This is a genomic window from Salipiger mangrovisoli, assembly GCF_015223355.1.
GTDB lineage: Bacteria > Pseudomonadota > Alphaproteobacteria > Rhodobacterales > Rhodobacteraceae > Salipiger > Salipiger mangrovisoli.
Genome location: NZ_JADFFK010000004.1, coordinates 26,030 through 49,415, shown reverse-complemented (window position 1 = coordinate 49,415; position 23,386 = coordinate 26,030). Strand labels below are relative to the sequence as shown.

20 protein-coding genes and 1 pseudogene are annotated in these 23,386 nt (G+C 67.6%); 13 read left to right on the top strand and 8 right to left on the bottom strand.

The genetic code is table 11. From position 1 onward, the window contains the following. Positions 1 to 37: 37 nt before the first annotated feature. Positions 38 to 415: a preprotein translocase subunit SecG gene (secG, locus tag IQ782_RS06660; RefSeq protein ID WP_194133851.1), complete on the bottom strand. Its 378-nt coding sequence runs from the start codon at positions 413 to 415 to the stop codon at positions 38 to 40. Positions 416 to 720: 305 nt separating this feature from the next. Between secG and IQ782_RS06655 the strand changes: the two genes are divergently transcribed. After that, the gene (locus IQ782_RS06655; protein ID WP_194133850.1) at positions 721 to 1,662 is read left to right on the top strand and encodes a DMT family transporter; all 942 of its coding nucleotides are present in this window, start codon (positions 721 to 723) and stop codon (positions 1,660 to 1,662) included. Here the strand turns inward: IQ782_RS06655 and IQ782_RS06650 are convergent. Beyond that, on the bottom strand, positions 1,583 to 2,272 hold the full coding sequence (locus IQ782_RS06650; protein ID WP_194133849.1) for a thiamine diphosphokinase: 690 nt from the start codon (positions 2,270 to 2,272) through the stop codon (positions 1,583 to 1,585). The two genes, IQ782_RS06655 and IQ782_RS06650, sit on opposite strands and share 80 nt — an antisense overlap. A 139-nt stretch (positions 2,273 to 2,411) precedes the next feature. Between IQ782_RS06650 and IQ782_RS06645 the strand changes: the two genes are divergently transcribed. From IQ782_RS06645 to IQ782_RS06615, 7 genes and pseudogenes are all read left to right on the top strand, one after another. Beyond that, a complete protein-coding gene (locus IQ782_RS06645) occupies positions 2,412 to 4,763 on the top strand; it encodes a hypothetical protein (protein WP_194133848.1) in 2,352 nt (783 codons plus the stop codon). A gap of 283 nt (positions 4,764 to 5,046) precedes the next feature. Beyond that, on the top strand, positions 5,047 to 5,844 hold the full coding sequence (locus IQ782_RS06640; RefSeq protein ID WP_194133847.1) for a S49 family peptidase: 798 nt from the start codon (positions 5,047 to 5,049) through the stop codon (positions 5,842 to 5,844). A 182-nt stretch (positions 5,845 to 6,026) separates the two neighbouring features. Continuing rightward, positions 6,027 to 6,992 (top strand): calcium/sodium antiporter, encoded by a 966-nt coding sequence (locus IQ782_RS06635; RefSeq protein WP_194133846.1) that lies wholly within the window; start codon positions 6,027 to 6,029, stop codon positions 6,990 to 6,992. Between the two features lie 22 nt (positions 6,993 to 7,014). Then, complete coding sequence (locus tag IQ782_RS06630) at positions 7,015 to 7,803, top strand: SDR family oxidoreductase (protein WP_194133845.1); 789 nt, start codon at positions 7,015 to 7,017, stop codon at positions 7,801 to 7,803. A 330-nt stretch (positions 7,804 to 8,133) separates the two neighbouring features. Next, a complete protein-coding gene (gene uvrC, locus IQ782_RS06625; RefSeq protein ID WP_194133844.1) occupies positions 8,134 to 10,014 on the top strand; it encodes an excinuclease ABC subunit UvrC in 1,881 nt (626 codons plus the stop codon). A gap of 127 nt (positions 10,015 to 10,141) precedes the next feature. Beyond that, positions 10,142 to 11,083: an N-acetyl-gamma-glutamyl-phosphate reductase gene (argC, locus tag IQ782_RS06620; protein ID WP_194133843.1), complete on the top strand. Its 942-nt coding sequence runs from the start codon at positions 10,142 to 10,144 to the stop codon at positions 11,081 to 11,083. A 708-nt stretch (positions 11,084 to 11,791) separates the two neighbouring features. Then, a pseudogene (locus IQ782_RS06615) lies at positions 11,792 to 12,330 on the top strand (transposase); the annotation flags it as partial. A gap of 211 nt (positions 12,331 to 12,541) precedes the next feature. Here the strand turns inward: IQ782_RS06615 and ychF are convergent. Genes ychF through IQ782_RS06595 form a run of 4 tightly spaced genes read right to left on the bottom strand, consistent with a single transcriptional unit; the run spans position 12,542 to position 16,715 of the window. Further along, entirely contained in the window at positions 12,542 to 13,639 is a 1,098-nt protein-coding gene (ychF, locus tag IQ782_RS06610; RefSeq protein WP_194133841.1) for a redox-regulated ATPase YchF, read from the bottom strand. 43 nt (positions 13,640 to 13,682) lie between these two features. Further along, complete coding sequence (locus tag IQ782_RS06605; RefSeq protein ID WP_194133840.1) at positions 13,683 to 15,068, bottom strand: MATE family efflux transporter; 1,386 nt, start codon at positions 15,066 to 15,068, stop codon at positions 13,683 to 13,685. 37 nt (positions 15,069 to 15,105) lie between these two features. Beyond that, positions 15,106 to 16,053, bottom strand: a complete 948-nt coding sequence (locus IQ782_RS06600) for a nickel/cobalt transporter (RefSeq protein WP_194133839.1) — start codon at positions 16,051 to 16,053, stop codon at positions 15,106 to 15,108. Continuing rightward, positions 16,038 to 16,715, bottom strand: coding sequence for a DUF1007 family protein (locus IQ782_RS06595; RefSeq protein WP_194133838.1), 678 nt, complete (start codon positions 16,713 to 16,715; stop codon positions 16,038 to 16,040). Before IQ782_RS06595 ends, IQ782_RS06600 begins: the two co-directional genes overlap by 16 nt. A gap of 64 nt (positions 16,716 to 16,779) precedes the next feature. On the opposite strand from IQ782_RS06595, the gene IQ782_RS06590 reads away from it, so the two are divergent. After that, positions 16,780 to 17,412 (top strand): DUF2461 family protein, encoded by a 633-nt coding sequence (locus tag IQ782_RS06590; protein WP_194133837.1) that lies wholly within the window; start codon positions 16,780 to 16,782, stop codon positions 17,410 to 17,412. A 9-nt stretch (positions 17,413 to 17,421) separates the two neighbouring features. On the opposite strand, the gene ppk2 is transcribed toward IQ782_RS06590, so the two are convergent. Together ppk2 and IQ782_RS06580 are read right to left on the bottom strand one after the other, a co-directional pair. Continuing rightward, the gene (gene ppk2, locus IQ782_RS06585) at positions 17,422 to 18,414 is read right to left on the bottom strand and encodes a polyphosphate kinase 2 (RefSeq protein WP_194134077.1); all 993 of its coding nucleotides are present in this window, start codon (positions 18,412 to 18,414) and stop codon (positions 17,422 to 17,424) included. Between the two features lie 81 nt (positions 18,415 to 18,495). Further along, positions 18,496 to 19,386, bottom strand: coding sequence for an NAD-dependent epimerase/dehydratase family protein (locus tag IQ782_RS06580; protein WP_194133836.1), 891 nt, complete (start codon positions 19,384 to 19,386; stop codon positions 18,496 to 18,498). A 159-nt stretch (positions 19,387 to 19,545) separates the two neighbouring features. Here IQ782_RS06580 and trpA point away from each other — a divergent pair, with 159 nt between their 5' ends. From trpA to otnC, 4 genes are all read left to right on the top strand, one after another. Further along, positions 19,546 to 20,337, top strand: coding sequence for a tryptophan synthase subunit alpha (trpA, locus tag IQ782_RS06575; protein ID WP_194133835.1), 792 nt, complete (start codon positions 19,546 to 19,548; stop codon positions 20,335 to 20,337). Between the two features lie 286 nt (positions 20,338 to 20,623). Continuing rightward, positions 20,624 to 21,517 carry an L-threonate dehydrogenase gene (gene ltnD, locus IQ782_RS06570; RefSeq protein ID WP_194133834.1) on the top strand — a complete coding sequence of 298 codons (894 nt, stop codon included), beginning with the start codon at positions 20,624 to 20,626 and terminating at the stop codon, positions 21,515 to 21,517. Beyond that, positions 21,517 to 22,743: a 3-oxo-tetronate kinase gene (gene otnK / locus IQ782_RS06565; protein ID WP_194133833.1), complete on the top strand. Its 1,227-nt coding sequence runs from the start codon at positions 21,517 to 21,519 to the stop codon at positions 22,741 to 22,743. Before ltnD ends, otnK begins: the two co-directional genes overlap by 1 nt. Next, positions 22,740 to 23,384 (top strand): 3-oxo-tetronate 4-phosphate decarboxylase, encoded by a 645-nt coding sequence (gene otnC, locus IQ782_RS06560; RefSeq protein ID WP_194133832.1) that lies wholly within the window; start codon positions 22,740 to 22,742, stop codon positions 23,382 to 23,384. The genes otnK and otnC overlap by 4 nt, the downstream gene beginning before the upstream one ends. Positions 23,385 to 23,386: the final 2 nt, after the last annotated feature.

Here is a 23,386-nt window from a genome sequence, read left to right as displayed (position 1 = left end):
ACAGGCGGCCCTCAAGCTGTTGTTAGTCGAGCAGTTCTTAGTCGGCGCTCGGAACCATCGGCGCATCTGCGCCTGCGTCATTTCCGCCCGACGGCGGGGGCAGAAGCCCATCGGTGTCCAGCGGAGCCGGTGCCGAGCCTTCGGTTTCAGTTGCCGGAGCGGAGCCGGAGAGACGGTCCATGACCGACACGCCGCTGGCATCGCTCGCCGCGAGCACCGTGAGGGTGATCGAGGTGATGATGAAGGCCGCGGCCAGACCCCAGGTGATCTTGCCAAGCGCGGTGGCAGCCGCACGCTGGCTCATCGCACCGCCACCGCCCATGCCGAGACCGCCGCCCTCGGAGCGCTGAAGCAGCACGACGCCGATCAGCGCGAGCGCAAGGAGGAGGTGCACGATAAGGATCACGTTTTCCATGGGGCGTCTCAGGCATTCCGGCTGTGTTGAACGGGCGCTATGTAGGCCATGGCGGATGCACACGCAACCCGACACTTGGCGACAGCGCCGATGCGCCTCGCAGATGGTGCCCGCCGAGCGCGGTCTCAATCCGCGCGTCCGCGGGCAAACGCTCCGGACTTGCTGTGAAAACTGCCAAGCTCACGGTGCGGGCGGATCGCAGTTGGAAGGTCCCGGGATGTCGCGAGCCCTGTGGACGCCGGCCGCGGATCGTGGCCGACGGAAGTTCTTGTTGCAGCGGGTGGAGGTGGCTAACGATGGTCGTCATGGTTGATGATCGTCCCCTTCGCGGTGTTCTGCTGATGCTTGGTTTCTGCGTCGTTGCCCCTATGGGAGACGCCGCGGCCAAGCTGCTGAGCGACAAGGTCTCGATCGGACAACTCCTTTTGTTTCGTTTCGCCATCCAGGCCCTGGTGCTGATTCCCCTCGTCATCGCGACGCGCGGCGTGTGGCGGCTGCGCGGCCGGGTGCTCTGGCTCACGGTGCTGCGCACGCTGATGCACATGCTGGGCATCGGCATGATGTTTGCCGCGCTGCGCCACCTGCCGCTGGCGGATGCGGTGGCCATCGCCTTCGTCATGCCCTTCTTCATGCTGTTGCTCGGCCATTACGTCTTGGGCGAAGAGGTCGGCTGGCGGCGCATGGCGGCCTGCGGCGTCGGCTTCATCGGGACGTTGCTGGTGGTGCAACCCGCCTTCGCCGAGGTCGGTTGGCCGGCGCTGCTGCCGCTGGGCGTGGCGTTGAACTTCTCGCTTTTCATGCTGGTCACCCGGCAGATTGCGCGCGAGATCGACGCGATCTCGCTTCAGGCGGTCTCGGGGGGGATCGCGGTGATCCTGATGACCCCGGTGATGCTGCTGGTGCCGGGCGGAATGGTTCCGGCGCTCGAGCTGACTTGGCCGGGCGCGCCGGTCTGGGGGCTGATCCTGGCGATCTCGCTGCTCGGCACGCTGGCGCACCTGCTGATGACGTGGTCGCTGCGGTTCGCGCCGGGGGCGACGCTGGCGCCGATGCAATACCTCGAGATCCCCTTTGCCACGCTCATCGGCTACGCGGTTTTCGGTGACCTGCCGAACGGGCTGGCGACGGTCGGCATCTGCATCACCGTCGCCTCGGGACTTTATATCCTCATGCGCGAGCGGGCCATCGCGCGGCGGCTTCGAGAAGCCCCCGCTCCAGCGCGGCCTGCGCCTGAACCGGCAGAATGACCAGCATCTTCGGGGCGTCGAGCCGCAGCTCGACGCGTGGCGCGTCGGTCTCGTTCGAGGTGCCGGTGAGCCGGTCGGGGGTGAAGCGCAACCCGTCGATGGGCCAGCGCAACCCCCGGCTGTGGCCGCCGACCTCCGCCATCGGGAAGAGCGAGGCGCGGGTGCCGAGCGGCAGCTCCAGCGCCAGTTCGGGCGGGCAGAGCGCGACCACATCCTCGCGCCCGACCAGCAGGCAGGGCCGCTCGGGCCGTCGGACCAGGACGGTCATCGCCGAGAGCTGGTGATCGAGCCGCGCACCCAGAAAGCCCGCCGCATAGACGAGCGGCGCGTCGATGTTGCGCAGGCATTTGTCGAAGTCGGTGCTGTTCTGCTCCGCGATGTGGTGAATCCGCGGGGCGGGGATGCGGGCGCGTGCGTCTGGGCCGAGCGAGTCGAGATCGCCGATCACCGCGTCGGGCATCACCCCGGCGGCCAGCAGGGCGGCGCCGCCGCCGTCGGCGCCCACGCGGACCGGGCAGCGCTCCAGCAGCGGCGCAAGCATCTCTGGCGGGCAGTCGCCGCCGCCGACCAGCAGAACGGGCAGTTGTGATCGGATCAGTCCGGAGTTCATGGCTTTTTAGTGGCTTTCCTTGAAAACGACCACAATCTGGTCATGAAATGATACTGTGAAAACCTCAGATTCGGTCAGCTTTGGTCTCCTAGTAGATGGTAAACAATCGGTTGCAGATTGAGTGAAAAGTGAGCGGAACATGGTGAGTTCGAGCAAGATCCTGACGGTGTCTTACGGCACTTTCTCCTGCACGGCAGAAGGCTTCGAGGATCCCCTTGGTGTGGTCAAGGACACCACGCAATTCTTCCGGGGGGTGGTGCGCGAGGACCGCTTCTTTGGGGCAGAACCGCCGCAATTCGATCCGGAACTTGCCGCCCAGCTTATGCAAGCGCAGATCGACGCCGAGGCGCAGGGGGGGCGGCTCATCCTGCGCGGCCCGCTTGCCGATGTGGCCGCTCAGGGTGCTGCTGCCGTGCCAAGGTCCGCTGCGACCTCGCAGCCGGCTTCCCAGCCGGTGATCGGGCCGGACGCCGACCGCGGCATGGAAGAGGCGCTGGCCATCACCGCCGCCCGCGCGGCCGCCGAAGCGCAGGCAGAACATGAGGCCGCCGAGGCCGCGGCCGCCGCGTCCAAGACCGCCGAGATGCCGGCAATTGCCGAGCCGCAGGGCGAGGACAGCCTTGCGGCCGAGGCTGCCTTCTTCGCGGCCGAAGCCGGTCAGGGTCCGACCGAGGACTATGACTACGAGGAAGCCGATTTTGCCCTGTCCACGTCTGCACCGCGCGCCGCCGCGCCGGTGACCGCGCTGCCAGACGAGGAGGAGGACAGCGTTGCCGCAAAGCTGCGCCGTATCCGTGCCGTGGTCTCGGGCGGGGCCGGTACCCCTGCGGGTCTGGCGCAGGTGGCCCAGGAGGACCCGGACCAGCAGAACACGGCGCTGGAGGGCGCGGACACGGTGGCAGCCGTCTCCGCCATGCTCGGTGCTTTGGCCTCTGAGGACGCGCAGACCGCTGCCTTCGAGCAAGAGCCCGAGCAAGATGACCTTGCGGCCACGCTGATCAATGAGGTCGTTGCGGCTGACAAGGTCGCGGCCGACAAGACCGTGGGCGCGGGGGCTTCCGGCCCGGCGGTCCCGCCGTTGGCGCTGACACCGGAGTTTTCCGCCGATGTCCCCGCACCCAAAGTCGCGGCGGAGCCGAAGCCGAGCCCGCGCCGGGTGCGCGTGGTCAAGGTGACCCGTGCCGCCTTTGATGCGGCGGTCGCGAGCGGTCAGCTCGAGCAGATGGACGAGCCCAAGCCGTCGAGCAGCCTGAGCGCCGAGGACGAGGCAGAACTCGCCCGCGAGCTCGAAGCGGTCAAGGCAGAGCTTGCCGCCGGCCTCGAGGACGAGTGGGACGAGGTGGAAGACCTCGATGCGCTCTCCGCGACTCCGGGCCGGGAGCTCCCGGTCGAGGCGGCGGCGATGCTTGCCGAGCTTGAGGCGGACAGCGCCGCGGGCGATGCCTGGGACGACGAGGCGCTGGACGACGACGCATCGGATGACGACGCCTGGGACGAAGCGGACTCCGAGGAGGCGGATTTGGACGCCGCGGCCTGGGATGACTCGGACGATGAGCAAGCGGCAGATTCCGCGCCGGAACCCTTGCCCGAGACCCTGCCGGAGGCCGCGGCAAGTGACGACGCCGAGCAGGACGACGAGGAAGAGGAGGCTGCCGCCTTCGCCGCGGCCTTCGACGATCTCTCCGAGCCTCAGGGTTCCGGCGATGCGCAGGCCGACGACCTGGAAAACGCCATTGCCCGCATGGCACGGGAAGATGTGCGCAAGGCGGTGAAGCTGTCGAGCCCGGCGCGGGTCATGCTCACCGAGCAGAGCGTCAAGGACAATGACGCCTCGCGCATCCTCGACGAGACCAACACCCAGCTGGAAGAGCCCGAGGGCAACCGCCGCCGCAGCGCCATCGCGCATCTGCGTGCCGCCGTGGCCGCAACCCGCGCCGATCGCCTGCTGGGACGGAAGAAGGACGTGGAGGCGCAGGCGCAGCCTTATCGCGAGGATCTCGCCGATGTGGTCCGCCCGCGCCGCCCTGCCGCCCCGCTGCGCAATGAGCGCCCGGAGCAGGAGCCCGCGCTGCGTCCCGCGCCGCTGAAGCTCGTCGCAGAGCAAAGGGTGGATGAAACCGCTGGCGCCATTGCGGCTCCGGCGGCCCCGCTGAGACCGCGCCGCGTGACGCTGGCGGACATCGAGACCGGCGACGGCGACGTGCCGGGCGGGTTCGCGGATTACGCCGAAAGTGTCGGGGCGCATGATCTTCCCGAGCTGCTCGAGGCCGCCGCGGCGTATCTTTCCTACGTCGAGGGCCGCACGCAGTTCTCGCGCCCGCAGCTGATGACCAAGGTGCGTCAGGTCGAGGGCCAGGATTCCAGCCGCGAGGACCGGCTGCGCAGCTTTGGCCAGCTCCTGCGCGAGGGCAAGATCGAGAAGACCGGCGGCGGGCGGTTCACCGTCTCTGACCGGATCAGCTTCAAGCCGTCGGCCCGCGCTGCGGGCTGAACGCAAAGACTGCCAAGACGTCGGATGGGCGGGGGCACGGCTCCCGCCCTTTTGACGTGCAGTCCCCTAGAAGGAAGGGGTTCGGCCGATTTGCCTGCATGTCGCGTGGAGGCGGCTTTGCCGATGCGTGTCCCAACGGATCGCATGCTTTTTCGATATTTGCGCCTGGTTTCCGCCTAGAGGAATGGCACCGGCGCGGCGGCGCGCGCCTGCGCCGCATCGGCGAAGAGTTCTTTTCTGTCGCCGCCTTGTCGTCGCAGCGGCGCGTGTCTACATCACCCGCATGCAAATTCCGATCCCCTTCCTGAAATCCAAGCCTCTCGTCTCGGTCGTGCGCCTGCAGGGTGCCATCGGCATGCAGGGGCGTGGTGCGCTGAACGACGCGGCGCTGGCACCGGTGCTCGAGCGCGCCTTTCGCCGCGGCAAGCCAAAGGCGGTGGCGTTGGAGATCAACTCGCCCGGCGGCTCGCCGGTGCAGAGCTCGCTGATAGGCGCGCGCATCCGCCGCCTGTCGGAAGAGACCAAGGTGCCGGTTTTCGCCTTTGTCGAGGACGTGGCGGCTTCGGGCGGCTACTGGATCGCCTCGGCGGCGGACGAAATCTTCGCCGACGAGAGCTCGATCCTCGGTTCGATCGGCGTGATCTCTGCGGGCTTCGGCGCGCAGGTCTTCCTCAACCGGCAGGGGATCGAGCGGCGGGTGCACACCGCGGGGAAATCCAAGAGCATGCTCGACCCGTTCCGCCCCGAGACCGAGGAGGATGTGGCGCGGCTGAACCGCATCCTGGGGCAACTGCATGAGACATTCATCGCGCAGGTCAAGGCGCGCCGTGGAGCCAAGCTGACGAACGATCCCGACCTGTTCACCGGTGAGATCTGGATCGGCCGCTCGGCGGTCGAGGTCGGGCTTGCGGACGGCGTTGCGCATCTCGTTCCGGGCATGAAGGCCCGCTTCGGCGACAAGGTCCGCTTCCGCCGCTACGGCGCAAAGAAGCGCCTGATCCCGCGACTGGGCCTGAGCCTCGCGGAAGAGACATTGGGGCTGATCGAGGAACGCGCGGGCTACGCGCGCTTCGGGCTCTGACATGCTTGCAAAGGTCGTCGCCCTTTTTCTCGTGGTGATCGCGGTGCTGGGGATTTTCGGCAAGCTGCGCATGCCCGGGTTGGGACGGCTGAGCCGCCGCGAGGCGGGAAGGAAATGTCCGCGCTGCGGCCGGCACAAGATCGGCAAGGGCCCATGCCCCTGCGGCGAACGAAAGGTCTGAAATGGTTTTTGTCTACGCGGCCCTGGGCCTTGTGATCCTGCTTCTGGCGGGGGATGCGCTGGTCAAGGGAGCGGTGAACCTGTCTTTGCGGATGGGTATCCCGGCGCTGATCGTCAGCCTGACCATCGTGGCTTTCGGAACCTCGGCGCCTGAACTGCTGATTTCGATCCAGGCGGCGCTCGATGGCGTGCCGGGCATCGCGCTCGGCAATGTGGTGGGCTCGAATACCGCCAATGTGCTGCTGGTGCTGGGCATTCCGGCGCTGATCACGGTAATCCACTCTTCGACGCATGACACGCGCAAGAGCTACCTGATCATGCTGGGCTCGACCGTCCTGTTCATCGCGCTCGCCTTCCGCGGGGTCTTTGACTGGATCGCGGGACTGGGGATGCTGGCGGTCATGGCACTGATCCTGTGGGATTCGGTGCGAGATGCGCTCTGCCACCGGCGCAACGGCAAGGAAGAGGCGGCGGCCTGCGAAGTCGAGGAACTCGAAGATCCCGAGGGCGCCGATCCCGACATGCCGGGCTGGAAGATCGCGCTCTACCTGCTGCTGGGCCTCGTCGGCCTGCCCGTCGGTGCCAATTTGCTGATCGACAGCGCCACCGAGATCGCCGAGATGTTCGGCGTGCCCGACACGGTGATCGGCCTGACGCTGGTGGCTCTGGGTACCTCGTTGCCGGAACTGGCGACCACGGTCATGGCGGCGATCCGCAAGCAGGCGGACGTTGCGCTGGGCAATGTGATCGGCTCGAACGTCTTCAACCTGCTGGCGATCATCGGGGTGGCCGCGCTGATCAAGCCGTTGCAGGTAGATCCGCAGTTCCTCCGCTTCGATCTCTGGGTGATGCTGGGGGCGTCGTTGATCCTCGTGCCTTTTGTCTTCCTCGGTCGCGACATTGGCCGTATCTGGGGGGCGATCCTGTCGGCTCTCTATGTCGGCTATGTGGTGGCCGTGCTGGTCTGAGTGAGTTTCGGGGGGAAGAAATATGGGTATCGAGACGCGCGCGCTGGTGACCGGCGCAGGAAAACGGCTGGGCCGCGCGATGGCGCTCTACCTCGGCGAGCGCGGCTTTGATGTCGCTGTGCATTACGGCGGATCGGCAGAGGCGGCCGAGGAGGTTGCCGGGCTGATCCGCGGCATGGGCCGCAAGGCGGTGGTGCTGCAGGCGGACCTGCTCGACGAGGCGCAGAGCGAGACGTTGGTGGCACGCGCCGCCGAAGCGCTTGGCGGTCCGCTGGGCGTGCTGGTCAACAATGCCTCGATCTTCGAGCATGACGACATTCAGACCGCGAGCCGTGAGAGCTGGGACCGCGCGATGGGGTCGAACCTGCGCGCGCCCTTCGTGCTGTTGCAGCACTTCGCCGCTCAGGCCCCCGAGGCCGAGACCGACACCCGCGGCGAGCCGCGGGCAAGGGCGCTCTGCGTCAACATGCTGGACCAGCGGCTGCGCAAGCTGACACCCGAGTTCATCAGCTACACGCTGGCCAAGTCGGCTCTTTGGACGCTGACCCAGACCGGGGCGCGGGCCTTGGCACCCAAGGTGCGGATCAACGCCATCGGACCGGGCCCGACCCTTCAGGGTGCGGACCAGAGCGCCGAGGGGTTCGCCAAGCAGCGCGCCGCCACCGTGCTCAAGCGCGGCTCGAACCCAGAGGACATCTGCGGCGCGCTCGGCTACTTCCTCGACGCGCCGGGCGTGACGGGGCAGTTCCTGTGTACCGATGGCGGCCAGCACCTGGCCTGGGAAACACCCGACACCTGCGACCGCGAGTAGGCGCGTGCCTTCCCCTGCGGCGCGCACCCTGCGGCAAGTTGTGCACCTGTCACGTTTGCTTCACGGAACCGTTAGGAAAGCGTCAAGCTTTCAAGGCTTTGTGGCGTGTTCTAGAAATCTTTCTAGTGTTTACAGTGCCTTATAAATGCGCCCATTTTTTGGGCAAATCAACGAAACCGCCCGGATTCAAGGGAAAATCGCGGTAGTCTGGATTTCCCCCTCAGGCTTATCCACAGGAATGGTGGATGTAATCTTCCTTGATCTCGGGGTCCCGGCATTGCAGCGGGATGCAGAATCAAGGCAAGCCGTGAACATACCGGAAACGACGTGATGACCGACGAACAAGACATCCCGAAAACGGTGCCGAAGCGCGGCTACGAGGTGATCCAGGGGTACCTCAGGACGCTGGATTCCAGTCCCGGCGTCTACCGCATGCTCGATGACCAGAGCCGCGTGCTCTACGTTGGCAAGGCGCGCAATCTCAAGGCGCGGGTGTCGAGCTACTCGCGGCCCTCGGCACAGCACTCGCGGCGGATCACCCGGATGATCTCGGACACCGCCTCGATGATGTTCCTCACCACGCGCACCGAGACCGAGGCGCTGCTGCTCGAACAGAACCTGATCAAGCAGCTGAAGCCGAAGTTCAACGTGCTGCTGCGCGATGACAAGAGTTTTCCGAACATCCTGGTCACCACCGAGCACGACTTCCCGCAGATCAAGAAACACCGCGGTGCCAAGACCGAGAAGGGGGCCTACTACGGTCCCTTCGCCAGCGCCGGTGCGGTGAACCGGACGCTGACGCAGTTGCAGCGGGTGTTCCTGCTGCGCAACTGCACCGACTCGATGTTCGAAGGTCGCAGCCGGCCCTGCCTGCTGTTCCAGATCCGCCGATGCTCGGGGCCCTGCACCGGCGAGATCAGCGGCGAGGATTACGCCGAGTCGGTTGCCGATGCGCAGCGCTTCCTGTCGGGCAAGTCCACCGAGATGCAGGCGCGGCTGGCGGACCAGATGATGGCGGCCTCGGAGGCGATGGAATTCGAGCGCGCCGCGGCGCTGCGCGACCGGATCCGGGCGCTGACGCAGGTGCAGTCGGTGCAGGGGATCAACCCGCAGGGGGTGGAGGAGGCCGATGTGGTGGCGCTTCACCTCGAGCACGGCCAAGCCTGCGTGCAGGTGTTCTTCATCCGCTCGGGCCAGAACTGGGGCAACCGCGACTTCTACCCGCGCGTCGGCGAGGACGTGGAAGAGGCCGAGGTGCTCGAAGCCTTCCTCGGCCAGTTCTACGACAGCAAGGAGCCGCCGCGACTTGTGCTGCTCTCCCATGAGATCGAGAATCCCGACCTGATGTCCGAGGCGCTTTCCGGCAAGCTCGGGCGCAAGGTCGAGCTCGCGGTGCCGAAGCGTGGCGAGAAGGCAGAGCTGGTCGAGGGGGCGGCGCGCAACGCCCGCGAGAGCCTCGCCCGGCGCATGGCCGAGACCGCGACGCAGGCCAAGCTGCTGCGCGGCGTGGGCGAGGCCTTCGGTCTCGACGCGCCGCCGCAGCGCATCGAGGTCTACGACAACTCGCACATCATGGGCACCAATGCCGTCGGCGGGATGATCGTCGCGGGCCCCGAGGGGTTCATGAAAAACCACTATCGCAAGTACAACATCCGCGGCGAGGACCTCGTGCCGGGCGACGACTTCGGCATGATGAAGGAGGTGCTGACGCGCCGCTTCACCCGGCTGTTGAAGGAAGACCCGGACCGCTCCAAGGGGCTGTGGCCGGATCTGCTGCTGATCGACGGCGGTGCCGGGCAGGTCTCGGCGGTCTGGGAGATCATGCAGGAGCAGGGGGTCGATGACATCCCGATGGTTGGCGTCGCCAAGGGTGTCGACCGCGACCACGGCAAGGAAGAGTTCCACCGCATCGGCACGCGACCCTTTGCGCTGCAGCGCAACGATCCCGTGCTCTATTTCATCCAGCGCCTGCGCGACGAGGCGCACCGCTGGGCGATCGGCACCCACCGCGCCAAGCGCGCCAAGGCGCAGATGGCCAACCCGCTCGACGAGGTGCCCGGCGTCGGCGCCACGCGCAAGCGCGCGCTCCTGCAGCACTTCGGCTCGGCGAAGGCGGTGGCGCGGGCGAATCTGGCGGATCTCAAGGCGGTGGACGGGGTCAGCGAGGCGCTGGCCGAGCGCATCTACGCCTTCTTCCACGAGAAGGGGTAGGGGCAAGTTTCTTCCAAGAAACTTGCAAAAGCCTTCGAAGGCTTTTGCCCGCGCGTGCGGCGGCCATAGTTTATCTGCCACGACGTCTCTGCTATAGGGGCGCCACGGTTACCCAAGGAGAGAGGCCATGGCCCACAAGGTGTTCATCGACGGCGAGGCCGGTACGACCGGTCTGCAGATCCGCGAGCGGCTCGAGCAGCGCGCGGACATCACGCTCGTTCAGGTGGACCCGGCCCGACGCAAGGACGCCGGTGCGCGCTCCGAGGCGCTGGCCGAGGCCGATGTCGCCATCCTCTGCCTGCCCGACGATGCCGCGCGCGAGACCGTGACGCTGGCCGAACCGCACGGCACCAAGATCATCGACGCCTCGACCGCGCACCGCGTCGCCGAGGGCTGGGTCTTCGGCTTTGCCGAGATGGCCGAGGGACAGCGCGCGGCGATTGCCGGCGCGAGATACGTGTCGAACCCGGGCTGCTGGTCGACCTGCGCCATCGCGCTGATCCGCCCGCTGGTCGGCGCGGGACTGATCGATCCGGCGTCTGGTCCGGCGATCTCGGGCGTCTCGGGCTACACCGGCGGCGGCAAGGGCATGATCGCCGAGTATGAGAGCGGCGAGGTGAACGGCTCGTTCCTCTATGCGGCCTCTCAGGGTCACAAGCACCTGCCGGAGATCGTCAAGCACGGGCTGCTGAGTGCGGTACCGGTCTTCGTCCCCTCGGTGGGGGCCTACGCGCAGGGCATGGCGGTGGCGGTGCAGCTTCCGGCCATGGGCACGGAGGGCATCGCGGCGGCAGAAGCGGCGCTGAAGGCGGCCTACGCCGGCGAGCGCTTCGTGTCGGTGGTTGACGCGTCGGTGCACGAGCCGCGGGTGATGCCGCAGCGTCTCAACGGCACCAACGCGCTGGAGCTATCGGTGCACGGCAACCCGGCGACCGGCGCGGTGACGCTGGTGGCGGTGCTCGACAACCTCGGCAAGGGGGCTTCGGGGGCTGCGGTGCAGAACCTCAACATCATGCTCGGCTGCGACGAGGCGGCAGGGCTCGAGGCGGCGGCCTCCGCCGCGGCCTGAGCATGATCGGGCGGCGCTTCATGCGCCGCCTGCCCGGATGGACCGGGCGCGCGTCTCGGCCGTTCCGGGAAGTCGTACCGGGAAGTCCCTGTCACGCAGATCCCCAAGCTCGTGCCCTTCGCGCGCGGGCTCGGCCCGGAGCCGCGGCATCGGCGCCGCGCAGATCGCCGTCTGCCTGTCGCCTTCCGTCAGCCCCAAAGCGGTTGACGGGGTGTCGATCCGTTCCGGACCCGGCGCCCGAGGCAGCTTCCGTGCGGCCTGTGCCTAGGGAGTTTCGTCCGGCATTTGGTCACAGTCCGATGTCGCAAGCCCGAGGGGCGTCTGGGTCGACGGCAAGGGCGCAACGTCGAAGGTCTCGGCGCGGCTCCGGTTGAAGGCGGTGACGTAACCGTCGAGCCAGCCGCCCTGGAGCAGCAGGTCTTTCGAACTGCCTGTCCAGCTTGTCCTGAAACCGGCGCAGCTTTGTTCCCCCCTTGAAGGCGAAGGTCCTGGAGACGTTGGCGGCGAGGATCGGTCCGGGCGGCGCGAGGCAGCCGAGAACGGCAAGGGCGAAGACGTGGCTGGAGATCGAGAACATATTGAAATCGCTTCTTCTGGAAGGTGCAGGGCACGTCGCGCCCCCTGCATGACCAGCTCAGGCGGACCGGCGGCGGCGCAACAGACCGGCACCGAACATGCCGGTGAGCAGCAGGGGGCGGCCAGTGAGTGTTTTCGGAAGCCGCCATCCAGGCGCGCCTGACACTGAAACAGCTCTTCGGCCTTTCCCTTCGACAGACGGCTGGCCTGGTCGAAAGCCCGGTCCGGATGGCTGGGCTAATGGTCGCTTCCGGGCTGTTCGACGCTGTGCCGACGGCGGGTGCGGATCGGCGCGCGGATCCCGTATCGCCGTTCCGGGAAACCCTTGAAACTTCCTGTGGACAGCACCGGGATCGAATGTCGCGTCGCAGGCAATTGAGGACGGTCCACATTGTCGGGACGGCCGCGCCTGGAAGGAAGACTGCCCCGCGGCATTGCCATGAAACGACACCCTGCGGGCGACGCAACACCTCTGCAGGGGACCCTGGAGGAAGCGGGCCGGTGAGCATGTCCGGAGTCGGGCCTAGGCTCAATTGATTTGCCTGAAGCTTTTCGGCGAGCGGATCATGTCACGAGAACCCGACCGCCAGACAGTCGAAATTCGGATCCGCATCGCCATCAGCAACCGGGTCTTGGCCCGCGGCAGGGCCGAGATGGGGGCCGTCGCCTGAACAGGCGCGGGAAAAGGGCCCTCAAGACCGAACGCTGTATCGCGCAACAACGCCCCTCACTGCGCTGAGTGTTCGGACGCATCGACGGGCGACCGGGGGTCCCTCAAAGTGGACGGTGTGGCGCGCCGGCTGCTCGCAGCAGCGCCGGGCAAAGAAAATGCGGCGCTCCGGGGGAGCGCCGCACCGTGTCCGTCACGCCTTTAGGGGCGGATCAGGTGTTGAAGAGGAAGTGCAGGACGTCGCCGTCCTTGACCACGTAGGTCTTGCCCTCGGCGCGCATCTTGCCGGCTTCCTTGGCGCCCTGTTCGCCCTTGTTCGAGACGTAATCGTCATAGGCGATGGTCTCGGCGCGGATGAAGCCGCGTTCGAAGTCGCCGTGGATCACCCCGGCGGCCTGCGGCGCCGCGGTGCCCTGCCGGATGGTCCAGGCGCGGGCTTCCTTGGGGCCGACGGTGAAATAGGTCTCGAGGTGCAGCAACTCGTAGCCGGCGCGGATCAGGCGGTCGAGACCGGCTTCTTCGAGCCCCAGCTCCGAGAGGAACATCTCGGCTTCCTCGGCGTCGAGCTGGCTGATCTCTTCCTCGATCTTGGCGGAGATCACCACGTGGCTGTTGCCCTGCGCGGCGGCCATCTCGGCGACCTGCTGCGACAGCGCGTTGCCGGTGGCGGCCTCTTCCTCGGAGACGTTGCAGACGTAGAGCACCGGCTTCGAGGTCAACAGCTGCAGCATCCGCCACTGCTTGGCGTCCTCAGCGTCGACCTCGACGAGGCGCGCCGGCTTGCCCTGCTCGAGCATCGCCATGGCGTCCTTCATGAGACGCTCCTGCTGGACCGCCTCCTTGTCGCCGCCGCGCACCTTGCGGGTGATGTTCTGCAGGCGCTTTTCCAGCGATTCCATGTCGGCGATGATCAGCTCGGTCTCGATCGTCTCGGCGTCCGAGACCGGATCGACGCGGCCGTCGACGTGGGTGACGTCGTCATCCTCGAAGCAGCGCAGCACGTGGGCGATGGCGTCGGTCTCGCGGATGTTGGCGAGGAACTGGTTGCCGAGGCCCTCGCCCTTGGACGCGCCCTTCACCAGGCCCGCGATGTCGACGAAGGTCATCCGGGTGGGGATGATCTGCTTCGAGCCGGCGATCTCGGCCAGCGTGTCCAGCCGCGGGTCGGGCACCGCCACGTCACCGACGTTGGGCTCGATGGTGCAGAAGGGGAAGTTGGCCGCCTGCGCGGCGGCGGTCTTGGTCAGGGCGTTAAAGAGGGTCGATTTGCCCACGTTGGGCAGACCCACGATCCCCATGCGAAATCCCATGTCGTGCTCCTTGGCTCGGGCTTGGCGTATGATCGCGCCGCTTCTAGTCGGCGTCCGCCGCCCTTGCAAGCGCGAGGCCCGACAGATGCGGGACCTTGCGATGCCAGAAGCGCCAGTAGAGCAGCACCGAGGCCAGCCCCAGCCCGATGCTCAGGCCCATCCAGACCCCGCCGGCGCCGAAGCCGAGCGGGAAGCCGAGCACGTAGGCCACCGGCATGCCGACGAGCCAGTAGGAGATCGCGGCGATCAGCATCGGGGCCCGGGTGTCCTGCATCCCGCGCAGCACGCCGAGCACGATCACCTGGATCGAGTCGACCAGCTGGAACACCGCGGCCATCGCGAGAAGCAGCGTGCCGATGCGCAGGATCTCGGACCGCTGCGGATCGTCCGGCGACAGGAACAGGGCGATCAGCCTCTCGGGGACGCCGAGGAAGAGGATCACCGTGATCACCACGATTCCGAGCGACAGGACCTGCGCGGCGACCGTGCTGCGGGTGAGGAAGGACAGGTCCCTGCGGCCCATCGCCTGTCCCGCGCGCACGGTTGCGACGTTCGACAACCCGAGGTGGACCATGAAGATCGCCCCCGAGAGCTGCATGGCGATGCCATGCGCCGCCAGGGGCACCGTGCCAAGCCAGCCGACCATGACGGCGGTGGCGGCGAACAGGCCGACCTCGGCCAGCGTGGTCAGCCCGATCGGCCAGCCGAGGTGGAAGACTTCGCGCAGCATCTCCGTGTCGGGGCGCCAGAAGTGATACCAGATCTGGTGTTCCGGCAGCCGCAGCCGGGCGTAGAACACCACTCCGGCGAAGGCTGCGCCATGCGCGAAGAGCGAGGCGACGGCAGCGCCGGTGATGCCGAGCTCTGGCGCGCCCCAGTTGCCGAAGATCAGCGCGTAGTTGGCAAAGCCGTTGACCAGCGCGGCGGTGACGGTGATCCAGAGCACCGCGCGGGTGTGCTCGAGCGCCGCGAGGTAGCTCTTGAACACCATGACGCCGAGCGCCGGTAGCAGTCCGCAGCCGGCGATGCGCAGGTAGGTCTGGGCGTGGCCGGCGACCAGCTCGGTCTGGCCGAGGGCCAGCAGCAGCGGTTTCGCGAACCAGAACAGCGGCAGAGCCAGCAGGAAGAAGCCGGTCGACAACCAGAGCGCCATGCGGGTGGCGCGGCGCACGTGCCGCTCGTCACCGCGCGCGGCGTATTGCGCCACCATCGGCATGACCGCGAAGGCAAAGCCCGAGCCGAACAGGAAGAGCACCGAGAATACCGTCATCGACAGACTGAGTGCGGCCAGCTCGGGAACGCCGTATCGGCCCATCATTACCGTGTCGGTGAGACCGATGGTCAGCTGCGCCAGATGACCGCCGATCAGCGGCAGACCCATCACCAGAACGGCGCGGATATGGGCGGAATAGGGGAGTTCCTGCGTCATGATTGGGCTTTAGGTGGCCGCAGGGAGTCGCGCAACCTCAGACTGAGCGCAGCAGCAGCTGCCCCGCCAGGACTGTGACCAAAGCGCCCGCCGTCGTCTCGAGCAAGGCCAGCGCCCGTAGGGTGGTTGGGCCGGAGGCAAGCCGCGACAGGGCTCCCTCGCGCAGGGTGACCGAGGCGAGGGCGACCACCAGCGTCACGCTCGCCGTGCCGAGCCCCATGGCAAAGGCGCCGAGGATGCCGGCACCGCTGATGCCCATGCGCCAGGTCAGGATCAGCAGGAACAGCGCGCCGGTGCAGGGACGCAGGGCGATGGCACCGACCAGCAGCAGCGCGTCGCGCGGCGAATGGATGGCCTGCGCCTGCTCGAGGCTCGGGCCATGAGCATGACCGCAGCTGAGGCAGACGCCCCGATGGTCGTTGTCATGGGCAGTGTCATGGGCAGTGTCATGGGCGGTTTCATGGGCGTGCGCGTGCGGCCGTGCCGCCCGGCGCGCGGCCCAGAGCTTGCGGCCTCCGCGGGTCAGCAGCCACAGGCCGACCGCCACGATCGCCGCATAGCTCGCCGGGGCGAACCACGCCTCGGCCGCCAGCGTCATCTGCTCGCGCCCCCAGCCCAGCAGCCACACGCCAGCGTAGACCAGCAGCACCGCCGCGCCCGCCTGCGCCAGGCTCGAGACCACCGCCAGCGCCGAGAGCCGCCAGAGCGCAATGCGGCGGCCCAGCCCGTAACCGCCGATCAGCAGCTTGCCGTGGCCCGGCCCGGCGGCATGGAAAAAGCCGTAGCCGAAGCAGACCGTCATCAGCGCCATAAGTGCGCCGGGCTCGCCGGCGCGCAGCGCCCGCAGACCTCGTGCCATGGCGTTCTGCGCCTCGCGCTGGCCCTCGATTGCCAGCAGCGAGACGCGGTCGGCCCCGCCGAACCCCCAGAGCCAGATCGCGAGACAAAGCACCGCCAGGGCCGCCAGCGTCACGAGCCGCCGCATGTCACCTCGATCCGGTCGGCAAAATCGCGTCCCGGTTCAATCTCGAGAAATTGGTCTTCGGGAATCTGTGCCAGCTCGGCCTGCATCTTGCGTGCCGCGGCGTCGAGGTCGGGCTTGAGCACCGTGGCGGCACAGGGGGAGGGCAGGGTGATCGGCAGGCTCGCGGTGAAGGCGATGTAGTAGGTCGGATCATAGGGCTCGATCACCAGCCCCTCGGCCGGGGTCGGCGTGACACTGCGGCGGTGCACCGAGGTGATCCGCCCCTCGTCGATGCTGACCGAGACGAACTCGGGCGCACCGAGCCCCAGCTTCTCGCCGCCCGAATAGAGGTAGAGATCGCCCTCGAAGCCTTCGTACCAGTTGTCGAGGTCGAACCGCTCAAGGCTTTCCAGCTCCGAGGGGGTGAGCGCGCCGTCGCCGTCGGCGTCGAGCCCCATGTCCTGCAGGACCAGCAACGAGAAAAAGTCGTCGTAGCGCCAGGTGACATCAACCGAGACAACCCGGCGCTCGGAATCGAGGTCGAGCGCCAGCCCGACATCCGCGAAGACATGCGGATGCGCGAGGGCCGGCGCCGCGGGCCCAAGCCCCGCGAGCAGGGTGCAAATGCGCGCCGCGTGGCGGCGGCGCGGGACTGCGTCAGATTTTTGTCTAGCTAGGGACATGCCATTCCGCGGCTTCGTGATAGTCTGGCCATATTTGAGACATGATTCCCTTGGGAAATTTTTTATGGCTAGTTTGATTGATCTGACGGCGTTTGCGCCGCAGGCCCGGCGTTTTCTGTCCGAGCTCGAGGCGAACAATGACCGGGCGTGGTTCAACGCCAACAAGCAACGCTACGACACCGAGGTCAAGCGTCCCGCCGAGCTGATGATGGCCCAGATCACCCCCGACCTCGAGGTGTTGAGCGGAGATCGGCCGAGACCGAAGCTGTTCCGGCCGCATCGTGACGTGCGCTACAGCGACGACAAGCTGCCTTTTCACACCCATCTTCATGCGCTGTGGTCGTTGCCGGACGGGCGGGCCTGGTATTTCGCGCTGTCGAAGGACTACGCGACCGCGGGGGCCGGGCTGCTGACATTCGACGCTCGGCAGATGCTGGCCTGGCAGGCGGCGCTCATGGGGCGCGAGGGCGACGAGCTCGAGCGGATCATCGCCCGCAGCGGCGCACGGATCGATCCGGCTCCCGATCCCGGTACGGAGGTCCCGCCGGGTCCGCGTGCCGAGCTGATGCGGCGTCCCGGCTGCGTGCTGTGGATCGATGGCATCTACGAAGACCTCACGCCCGACCCCGTGGCAGCGCTGTTGCACTGCTACGCGCGGCTCCAGCCGTTGCAGGACTGGCTTGGCAAGCGCCTCTGATCGCGGCGATCAGGCGCTTCCGTTCGGCCCCGGCGTGGTGCCGAGGATATGTTCCGAGCGATGGATGACATGGGCGGCGCCGCCGACGATCAGCGGATCGGGCGGGCTGGCGACTCGGAGATCCTTGCCGGGATAGTCCAGTGTCGACAGGAAGTGCCGCATGCAGTTGAGGCGGGCGCGCTTCTTGTCGTCGGATTTGACCACGGTCCAGGGCGCATCGGCGGTGTCGGTGTAGAAAAACATCGCTTCCTTGGCCTCGGTGTACTCGTCCCACTTGCCAAGGCTCGCCTTGTCGATGGGCGAGAGCTTCCATTGCTTCAGCGGATCGGTCTCGCGGCTCAGGAATCGGGCTTTCTGCTCGTCGCGGGTGACCGAGAACCAGTACTTGTAGAGCCGGACCCCCGAGCGCACGAGCATCCTCTCGAGCTCGGGGGTCTGACGCATGAACTCGAGGTATTCGTTCGGCTCGCAGAACCCCATCACCCGCTCGACCCCGGCGCGGTTGTACCACGAGCGGTCATAGAGAACGATCTCTCCGGCGGTGGGTAGATGCGCGACGTAGCGCTGGAAATACCATTGCCCGCGTTCCTCGAGGCTGGGCTTGTTGAGCGCCACGACACGGGCGGCGCGCGGGTTGAGATGCTCGGTGAAGCGCTTGATCGTGCCGCCCTTGCCGGCGGCGTCGCGCCCCTCGAACAGCAGGACGAATTTCTGCCCGGTCTCCTGCGCCCAGATCTGCACCTTCAGCAGCTCGGCCTGCAACTTCGCCTTCTGGCGCTCGTAGCTGCGTCGCGCCATCTTCTGGGCATAGGGATATTCGCCTGTCTCGAAGGCGCGGCGGATCTCGTCCGGTGTCGGCGCGCCGCGCCGCGCCAGCCGGTCAGGCGTGGCGACGGGCGGCGGCGCGGTCGAAGGCACCGGAGCGCTGCCCGCCGTGCCTTCGGGGCCGCCTCGCGCCGCGACCTCGGAGGCAGGCACGTCTGGATCGGGCGATTTCGGCATCTCGGTCATGGCGGCGTCCTCCGGGCCTGCTGAACACAGCCTGCGCCCTGCCTCAAAGCCTGTCAAACCGCGCGGCGCCGATCAGCCCTCGAGCGCGCTGCGCCAGTCGTGCTGCGGCGAAAACCCGAGCATCTCACGCGCCTTGGCGTTGCTGTAGAAGGCCTGCCGCGCCTGCATCGGCTGCGTCACGGGAACGCCGTCGTAAAAGCGCGCGCGGAGCGTCTCGTTGTCCTGCGGCACCGCAAGGTCGTCATTGGCGACGTTGAAGAGCTGGAAGCCGAGCCCGTCGGTGGCGAGGCAGCGGCTGACCATCTGAGCCAGGTCCCGCACGTCGATATAGCCGAAGATGTTGCGCAGGCGCGGGGCAGGGTCCTCGGCGTAGGCCGGGAAGTCACGGTGATAGTCCTCGATCTCGCAGACGTTGGAGATGCGCAGGCCATAGATGTCCTGCCCGCTGCGCCGCTGGATGCCGCGCGCGGTGACCTCGTTCGCCACCTTCGACAGCGCATAGGCATCCTCGGGCACCACCGGGTGCTCCTCGTCGATGGGCAGGTAGTCGGGCCGCCGCTCGCCCTGCGCGAAACAGATGCCGTAGGTGGTCTCGGAACTGGCGAAGACCACCTTGGGGATGCCGAGCTTCGCCGCCGCTTCGAGCACGTTGTAGGTCGAGAGCGTGTTGACCCGGTAGGTCTCGCAGTCGGGTTTGATGAGGATGCGGGCGAGCGCGCCGAAATGCACCACGGCGTCGAAGCCCGCAGCATTCGGCCCCGCGTCCAGATCGTCGAATCCCGCGAGCGAGGTCATCGCCCCCCAAACCTGACCCGGATCGGTCAGGTCGGTGATCAGGTCGTGCACCCCCGGATGGCCCAGCGGCGCAAGGTCCGCGTTCAGGATGCGGTGGCCCTGGTCGGCCAGATGCCGCACCACGTGCCGCCCCGCCTTGCCGCTGCCACCGGTGAACAGAATGCGCATGTCGTCCTCCTTCGCTCCTTGGGCACAGCATTCCGGTCAATGGCGGGAAGGTCCAGAGGGGCCATTGATTTTCCCCTACGTATCCGGCACAGGTTTCGCGACATACCCGGGGGCCCTCGCGCCCCCACCAAAGAGCCGCCTGCGAAGGGAAGGACCGCCATGACCCGCATCGACGCCAAGTTCGCCGCCCTGAAAGCCGAGGGAAAGAAGGGCTTCGTCGCCTATGTGATGGCCGGGGATCCCGACTACGACAGCTCGCTCGAACTGGTGCGCGGCCTGCCGGATGCAGGCGTTGACGTCATCGAACTGGGCCTGCCGTTCACCGACCCGATGGCCGATGGCGAGACCATCCAGCTTGCCGGCCAGCGCGCGCTCGAGGCCGGCATGACACTGAACCGCACGCTGCAACTGGTGCGCGATTTCCGCACCGGCGACGAGACCACGCCGATTGTCATGATGGGCTATTACAACCCGATCTACAGCCACGGCGTGGACAAGTTCCTCGAGGATGCACGCGAGGCTGGTATCGACGGGCTGATCATCGTCGACCTGCCGCCCGAAGAGGATGAGGAGCTCTGCATCCCGGCGCAGAAGGCGGGTCTCAACTTCATCCGCCTCGCGACGCCGACCACCGACGACAAGCGCCTGCCGAAAGTGCTGCAGAACACTTCTGGTTTTGTCTACTACGTCTCGATCACCGGAATCACCGGCGCGGCGGCGGCGCAGGCCACCGATGTCGGCCCCGAGGTCGCGCGGATCAAGGCGGGGACCGACCTGCCGGTCATCGTCGGCTTCGGCATCCGCACCCCCGAGGCGGCAGAGAGCATCGCTGCCGTGGCCGATGGCTGCGTCGTGGGCTCGGCGATTGTCGGGGCCATGGCCGAGGGCAAGCCGGTGTCGGAAGTGCTGGGCTTCGTGAAGTCCCTGGCCGACGGCGCCCACCGCGCCTGAACGCCGACCCATCCCGATCCCGAGTAAGCCGCGCCGCCCGCCGAGCGCGGCTTTCTCATGCCTGCCCCATCCTTGCCCGCCCGGCGCGGCTTCACCCCTTCTTCTCTTTTCAAATACGCCGGGGAGCGCGAGGGGCAGCGCCCCTCGCTTGACGTCTGCCGCGCCCCTGGCGCGCGGGGCTTCGCGTCCGCCGCGCGGTCAGGCGCGTTAACGCCACCAGCCGCATTGACTCTGCCCTGCACAGGCTTCATCCTCATTTGGTATACCATTTTGCGGGAGGAGCACTTTGGCAGAGATCACGGTGATCGGGCTCGGCTCGATGGGCATGGGCATGGCACAATCCCTGCTGCGCGCGGGGCACGTGGTGCACGGTCTGGACATCTCGAGCGAGCGGACGGCGGCCTTCGAGGCCGAGGGCGGGGCTCCTGGCAGCCTCGCTGAGGCGCTGGGCGCAAGCTCGATCCTAGTTTGCGTGGTGCTCAACGCCGCTCAGACGCACGAGGTGCTCTTCGCCGAGGGCGGCGCGGCAGCGCATTTGCCCGAGGGCGCGGCGATCATCTCCTGTGCAACCATCGCGCCCAGCCAGGCGCGTGAGTTCGCGGACATGGCCTCTGCCAAGGGCCTGCACTACCTCGACGCGCCGATCTCAGGCGGGGCCATCAAGGCGGCGCAGGGGCAGCTCTCGATCATGGCCTCGGGTGCACCCGAGGCCTTTGCCGCCGCCGAGCCGGCGCTCGACGCCATGGCTGCCACCGTGCACTGTCTGGGCGACGACGCCGGGGCGGGCAGCGCGATGAAGGCGGTGAACCAGCTTCTCGCGGGGGTGCATATCGCCGCCATGGGCGAGGCGATGGCGCTCGGCATCAGCCAGGGGCTCGATCCGGCGCGCATCGTCGAGGTGATCTCCGCCTCGGCGGGCAGCAGCTGGATGTTCGAGAACCGCGGCCCACATGTGGTCGAGGGCGACTACACGCCGCGCTCGGCGGTCAATATCTGGCCCAAGGATCTGGGGATCGTCGGCGGCATTGCAGGCGAGGCGAAACTGCCGGTGCCGATGACCGAGGCCGCGCTGGCGCAGTTCAAGTCCGCCGCCGAGGCAGGGGACGGGCTGGTCGATGATGCCGCGGTGATCAAGGTCTACGCCCGCGCGGCCGGCCTCACCCTGCCCGGAGACGCCTGATGCTGCTGGGCTGTATCGGCGACGATTTCACCGGCTCGAGCGATCTTGGCAACACGCTGGTCAAGCAGGGCATGCGCACCGTGCAATACGTCGGTGTGCCGAAGGACGATGCCGCGCCCGAGGTCGAGGCCGGGGTGGTGGCGCTCAAATCGCGGTCCATCCCCGCCGCCGAGGCGGTGAAACTGTCGCTGGAGGCTCTGGAGTGGCTGAAGGCGCAGGGCTGCGAGCAATTCCTCTTCAAGTATTGCTCGACCTTCGACTCGACACCCGAGGGCAATATCGGCCCGGTCGCCGAGGCGCTGGCGGATGCGCTCGGCACCCGGAGCGTGATCTTCTGCCCGGCCTTCCCGGCGACAGGGCGGACGATCTACCAGGGCCATCTCTTCGTGCAGGATCACCTGCTCTCGGAGTCGGGCATGGAAAACCACCCGCTGACCCCGATGACCGATCCGGACCTGCGGCGCGTGCTCGCCGCGCAGGTATCGCGCGGCGTCGGCCATGTGCCCGCCAGCACCGTCTGGCAGGGGCCCGAGGCAATCCGCGCGCGGCTGGCCTCCGAAACGGAGGCGGACCGCGGCTTCGTCATCGCCGACGCGATCCGCGACGAGGACCTGCTGACCTGGGGCAAGGCGCTGAAAGGCACCACGCTGCTCACCGGCGGTTCGGGCATCGCGCTCGGTCTGCCGGGCAACTTCGCGCTGTCGGGCAAGGCCGGGGCATGGACCGGGCAGGGCGGGCGAGCGGTCGCGCTGTCGGGCTCCTGCTCGAACGCCACGCGGGCGCAGGTCGCTGCCCACGAAGGCCCGAAGCGCGAGGTCACCGCCGAGGAGGCGCTCGGCGGGCTCTCGGCGGACACGCTTGCGGACTGGGCGCTGGCGCAGGACGGGCTGCCGCTGATCTATTCCTCGGCCGAGCCCGCGACGGTGGCTGAGGCACAGCGTAGGCATGGCCGCGAGAAGGTCGCCGCCGCGCTCGAGGGGCTCTTTGCCCGGACCGCTGCCGCGCTGGCCGCCAAGGGCGTGAAGCGCATCATCAGCGCCGGGGGCGAGACCTCGGGCGCGGTGGTCGAGGCGCTGGCCCCCGAGGCGCTTGAGATCGGCCCCGAGATTGACCCCGGCGTGCCGGTCATGCGCGCCGGCGAGATGGTGCTTGCGCTGAAATCCGGCAACTTCGGCGCGGTGGATTTCTTTGCCAAGGCGGCGCGGGTCATGGAGCAGGGCGCATGAGCGAGAGCAAGCTGCGCGAGCAGATCTGCGAGATGGCCGCGTCGATGTTCGCGCGCGGCCTCACCGGCGGCGCCTCGGGCAACATCTCGGCGCGCACCGAGGATGGCGGGCTGCTGGTCTCGCCCACCGGCTCGAGTTTCGGCAGCCTCGATCCGGCGCGGCTGTCGCGCTTCGATGCGCAGGGCACCCTCATAAGCGGTGACGCCCCGACCAAGGAAATGCCGCTGCACAGCGCCTTCTACGAGACGCGCGGCAAGACCGGGGCGGTGGTGCACCTGCATTCGTGCCACGCCGTCGCCTGGTCGATGATGCCCGACATCGACCCCGAGAACCTGCTGCCTCCGCTCACCGCCTATGCGGTCATGCGGCTCGGCAAGGTGCGGCTGCTGCCCTTCTTCGTGCCGGGCGATCCGGCCATGGGCGACGCGGTGCGCGGGCTTGCCGGCAAGCGCTCGGCGGTGGTGCTGGCCAACCATGGCCCCGTGGTGGCGGGCAAGGACCTCGAGGCCGCCGTCTACGCGATGGAAGAGCTCGAGGAGACCGCCAAGCTTGCGCTGCTGCTGCATGGCCGCCAGCCGCGGATTCTGACCTCCGGACAGGTGAAGAAGGTGGTCGACAAGTTTGACGTGGACTGGGACTGAGA

What these genes read in the sequence shown, in the direction of transcription:
- IQ782_RS06645 (WP_194133848.1), top strand. Translation starts at nt 2,412, where the DNA reads ATGGTGAGTTCGAGCAAGATCCTGACGGTGTCTTACGGCACTTTCTCC.
- argC (WP_194133843.1), top strand. Translation starts at nt 10,142, where the DNA reads ATGGCCCACAAGGTGTTCATCGACGGCGAGGCCGGTACGACCGGTCTG.
- trpA (WP_194133835.1), top strand. Translation starts at nt 19,546, where the DNA reads ATGACCCGCATCGACGCCAAGTTCGCCGCCCTGAAAGCCGAGGGAAAG.
- ychF (WP_194133841.1), bottom strand. Translation starts at nt 13,639, where the DNA reads ATGGGATTTCGCATGGGGATCGTGGGTCTGCCCAACGTGGGCAAATCG.
- IQ782_RS06590 (WP_194133837.1), top strand. Translation starts at nt 16,780, where the DNA reads ATGGCTAGTTTGATTGATCTGACGGCGTTTGCGCCGCAGGCCCGGCGT.
- IQ782_RS06595 (WP_194133838.1), bottom strand. Translation starts at nt 16,715, where the DNA reads ATGTCCCTAGCTAGACAAAAATCTGACGCAGTCCCGCGCCGCCGCCAC.
- otnK (WP_194133833.1), top strand. Translation starts at nt 21,517, where the DNA reads ATGCTGCTGGGCTGTATCGGCGACGATTTCACCGGCTCGAGCGATCTT.
- IQ782_RS06600 (WP_194133839.1), bottom strand. Translation starts at nt 16,053, where the DNA reads ATGCGGCGGCTCGTGACGCTGGCGGCCCTGGCGGTGCTTTGTCTCGCG.
- IQ782_RS06650 (WP_194133849.1), bottom strand. Translation starts at nt 2,272, where the DNA reads ATGAACTCCGGACTGATCCGATCACAACTGCCCGTTCTGCTGGTCGGC.
- IQ782_RS06580 (WP_194133836.1), bottom strand. Translation starts at nt 19,386, where the DNA reads ATGCGCATTCTGTTCACCGGTGGCAGCGGCAAGGCGGGGCGGCACGTG.
- IQ782_RS06655 (WP_194133850.1), top strand. Translation starts at nt 721, where the DNA reads ATGGTTGATGATCGTCCCCTTCGCGGTGTTCTGCTGATGCTTGGTTTC.
- IQ782_RS06630 (WP_194133845.1), top strand. Translation starts at nt 7,015, where the DNA reads ATGGGTATCGAGACGCGCGCGCTGGTGACCGGCGCAGGAAAACGGCTG.
- uvrC (WP_194133844.1), top strand. Translation starts at nt 8,134, where the DNA reads ATGACCGACGAACAAGACATCCCGAAAACGGTGCCGAAGCGCGGCTAC.
- otnC (WP_194133832.1), top strand. Translation starts at nt 22,740, where the DNA reads ATGAGCGAGAGCAAGCTGCGCGAGCAGATCTGCGAGATGGCCGCGTCG.
- IQ782_RS06605 (WP_194133840.1), bottom strand. Translation starts at nt 15,068, where the DNA reads ATGACGCAGGAACTCCCCTATTCCGCCCATATCCGCGCCGTTCTGGTG.
- IQ782_RS06635 (WP_194133846.1), top strand. Translation starts at nt 6,027, where the DNA reads ATGGTTTTTGTCTACGCGGCCCTGGGCCTTGTGATCCTGCTTCTGGCG.
- ppk2 (WP_194134077.1), bottom strand. Translation starts at nt 18,414, where the DNA reads ATGCCGAAATCGCCCGATCCAGACGTGCCTGCCTCCGAGGTCGCGGCG.
- secG (WP_194133851.1), bottom strand. Translation starts at nt 415, where the DNA reads ATGGAAAACGTGATCCTTATCGTGCACCTCCTCCTTGCGCTCGCGCTG.
- IQ782_RS06640 (WP_194133847.1), top strand. Translation starts at nt 5,047, where the DNA reads ATGCAAATTCCGATCCCCTTCCTGAAATCCAAGCCTCTCGTCTCGGTC.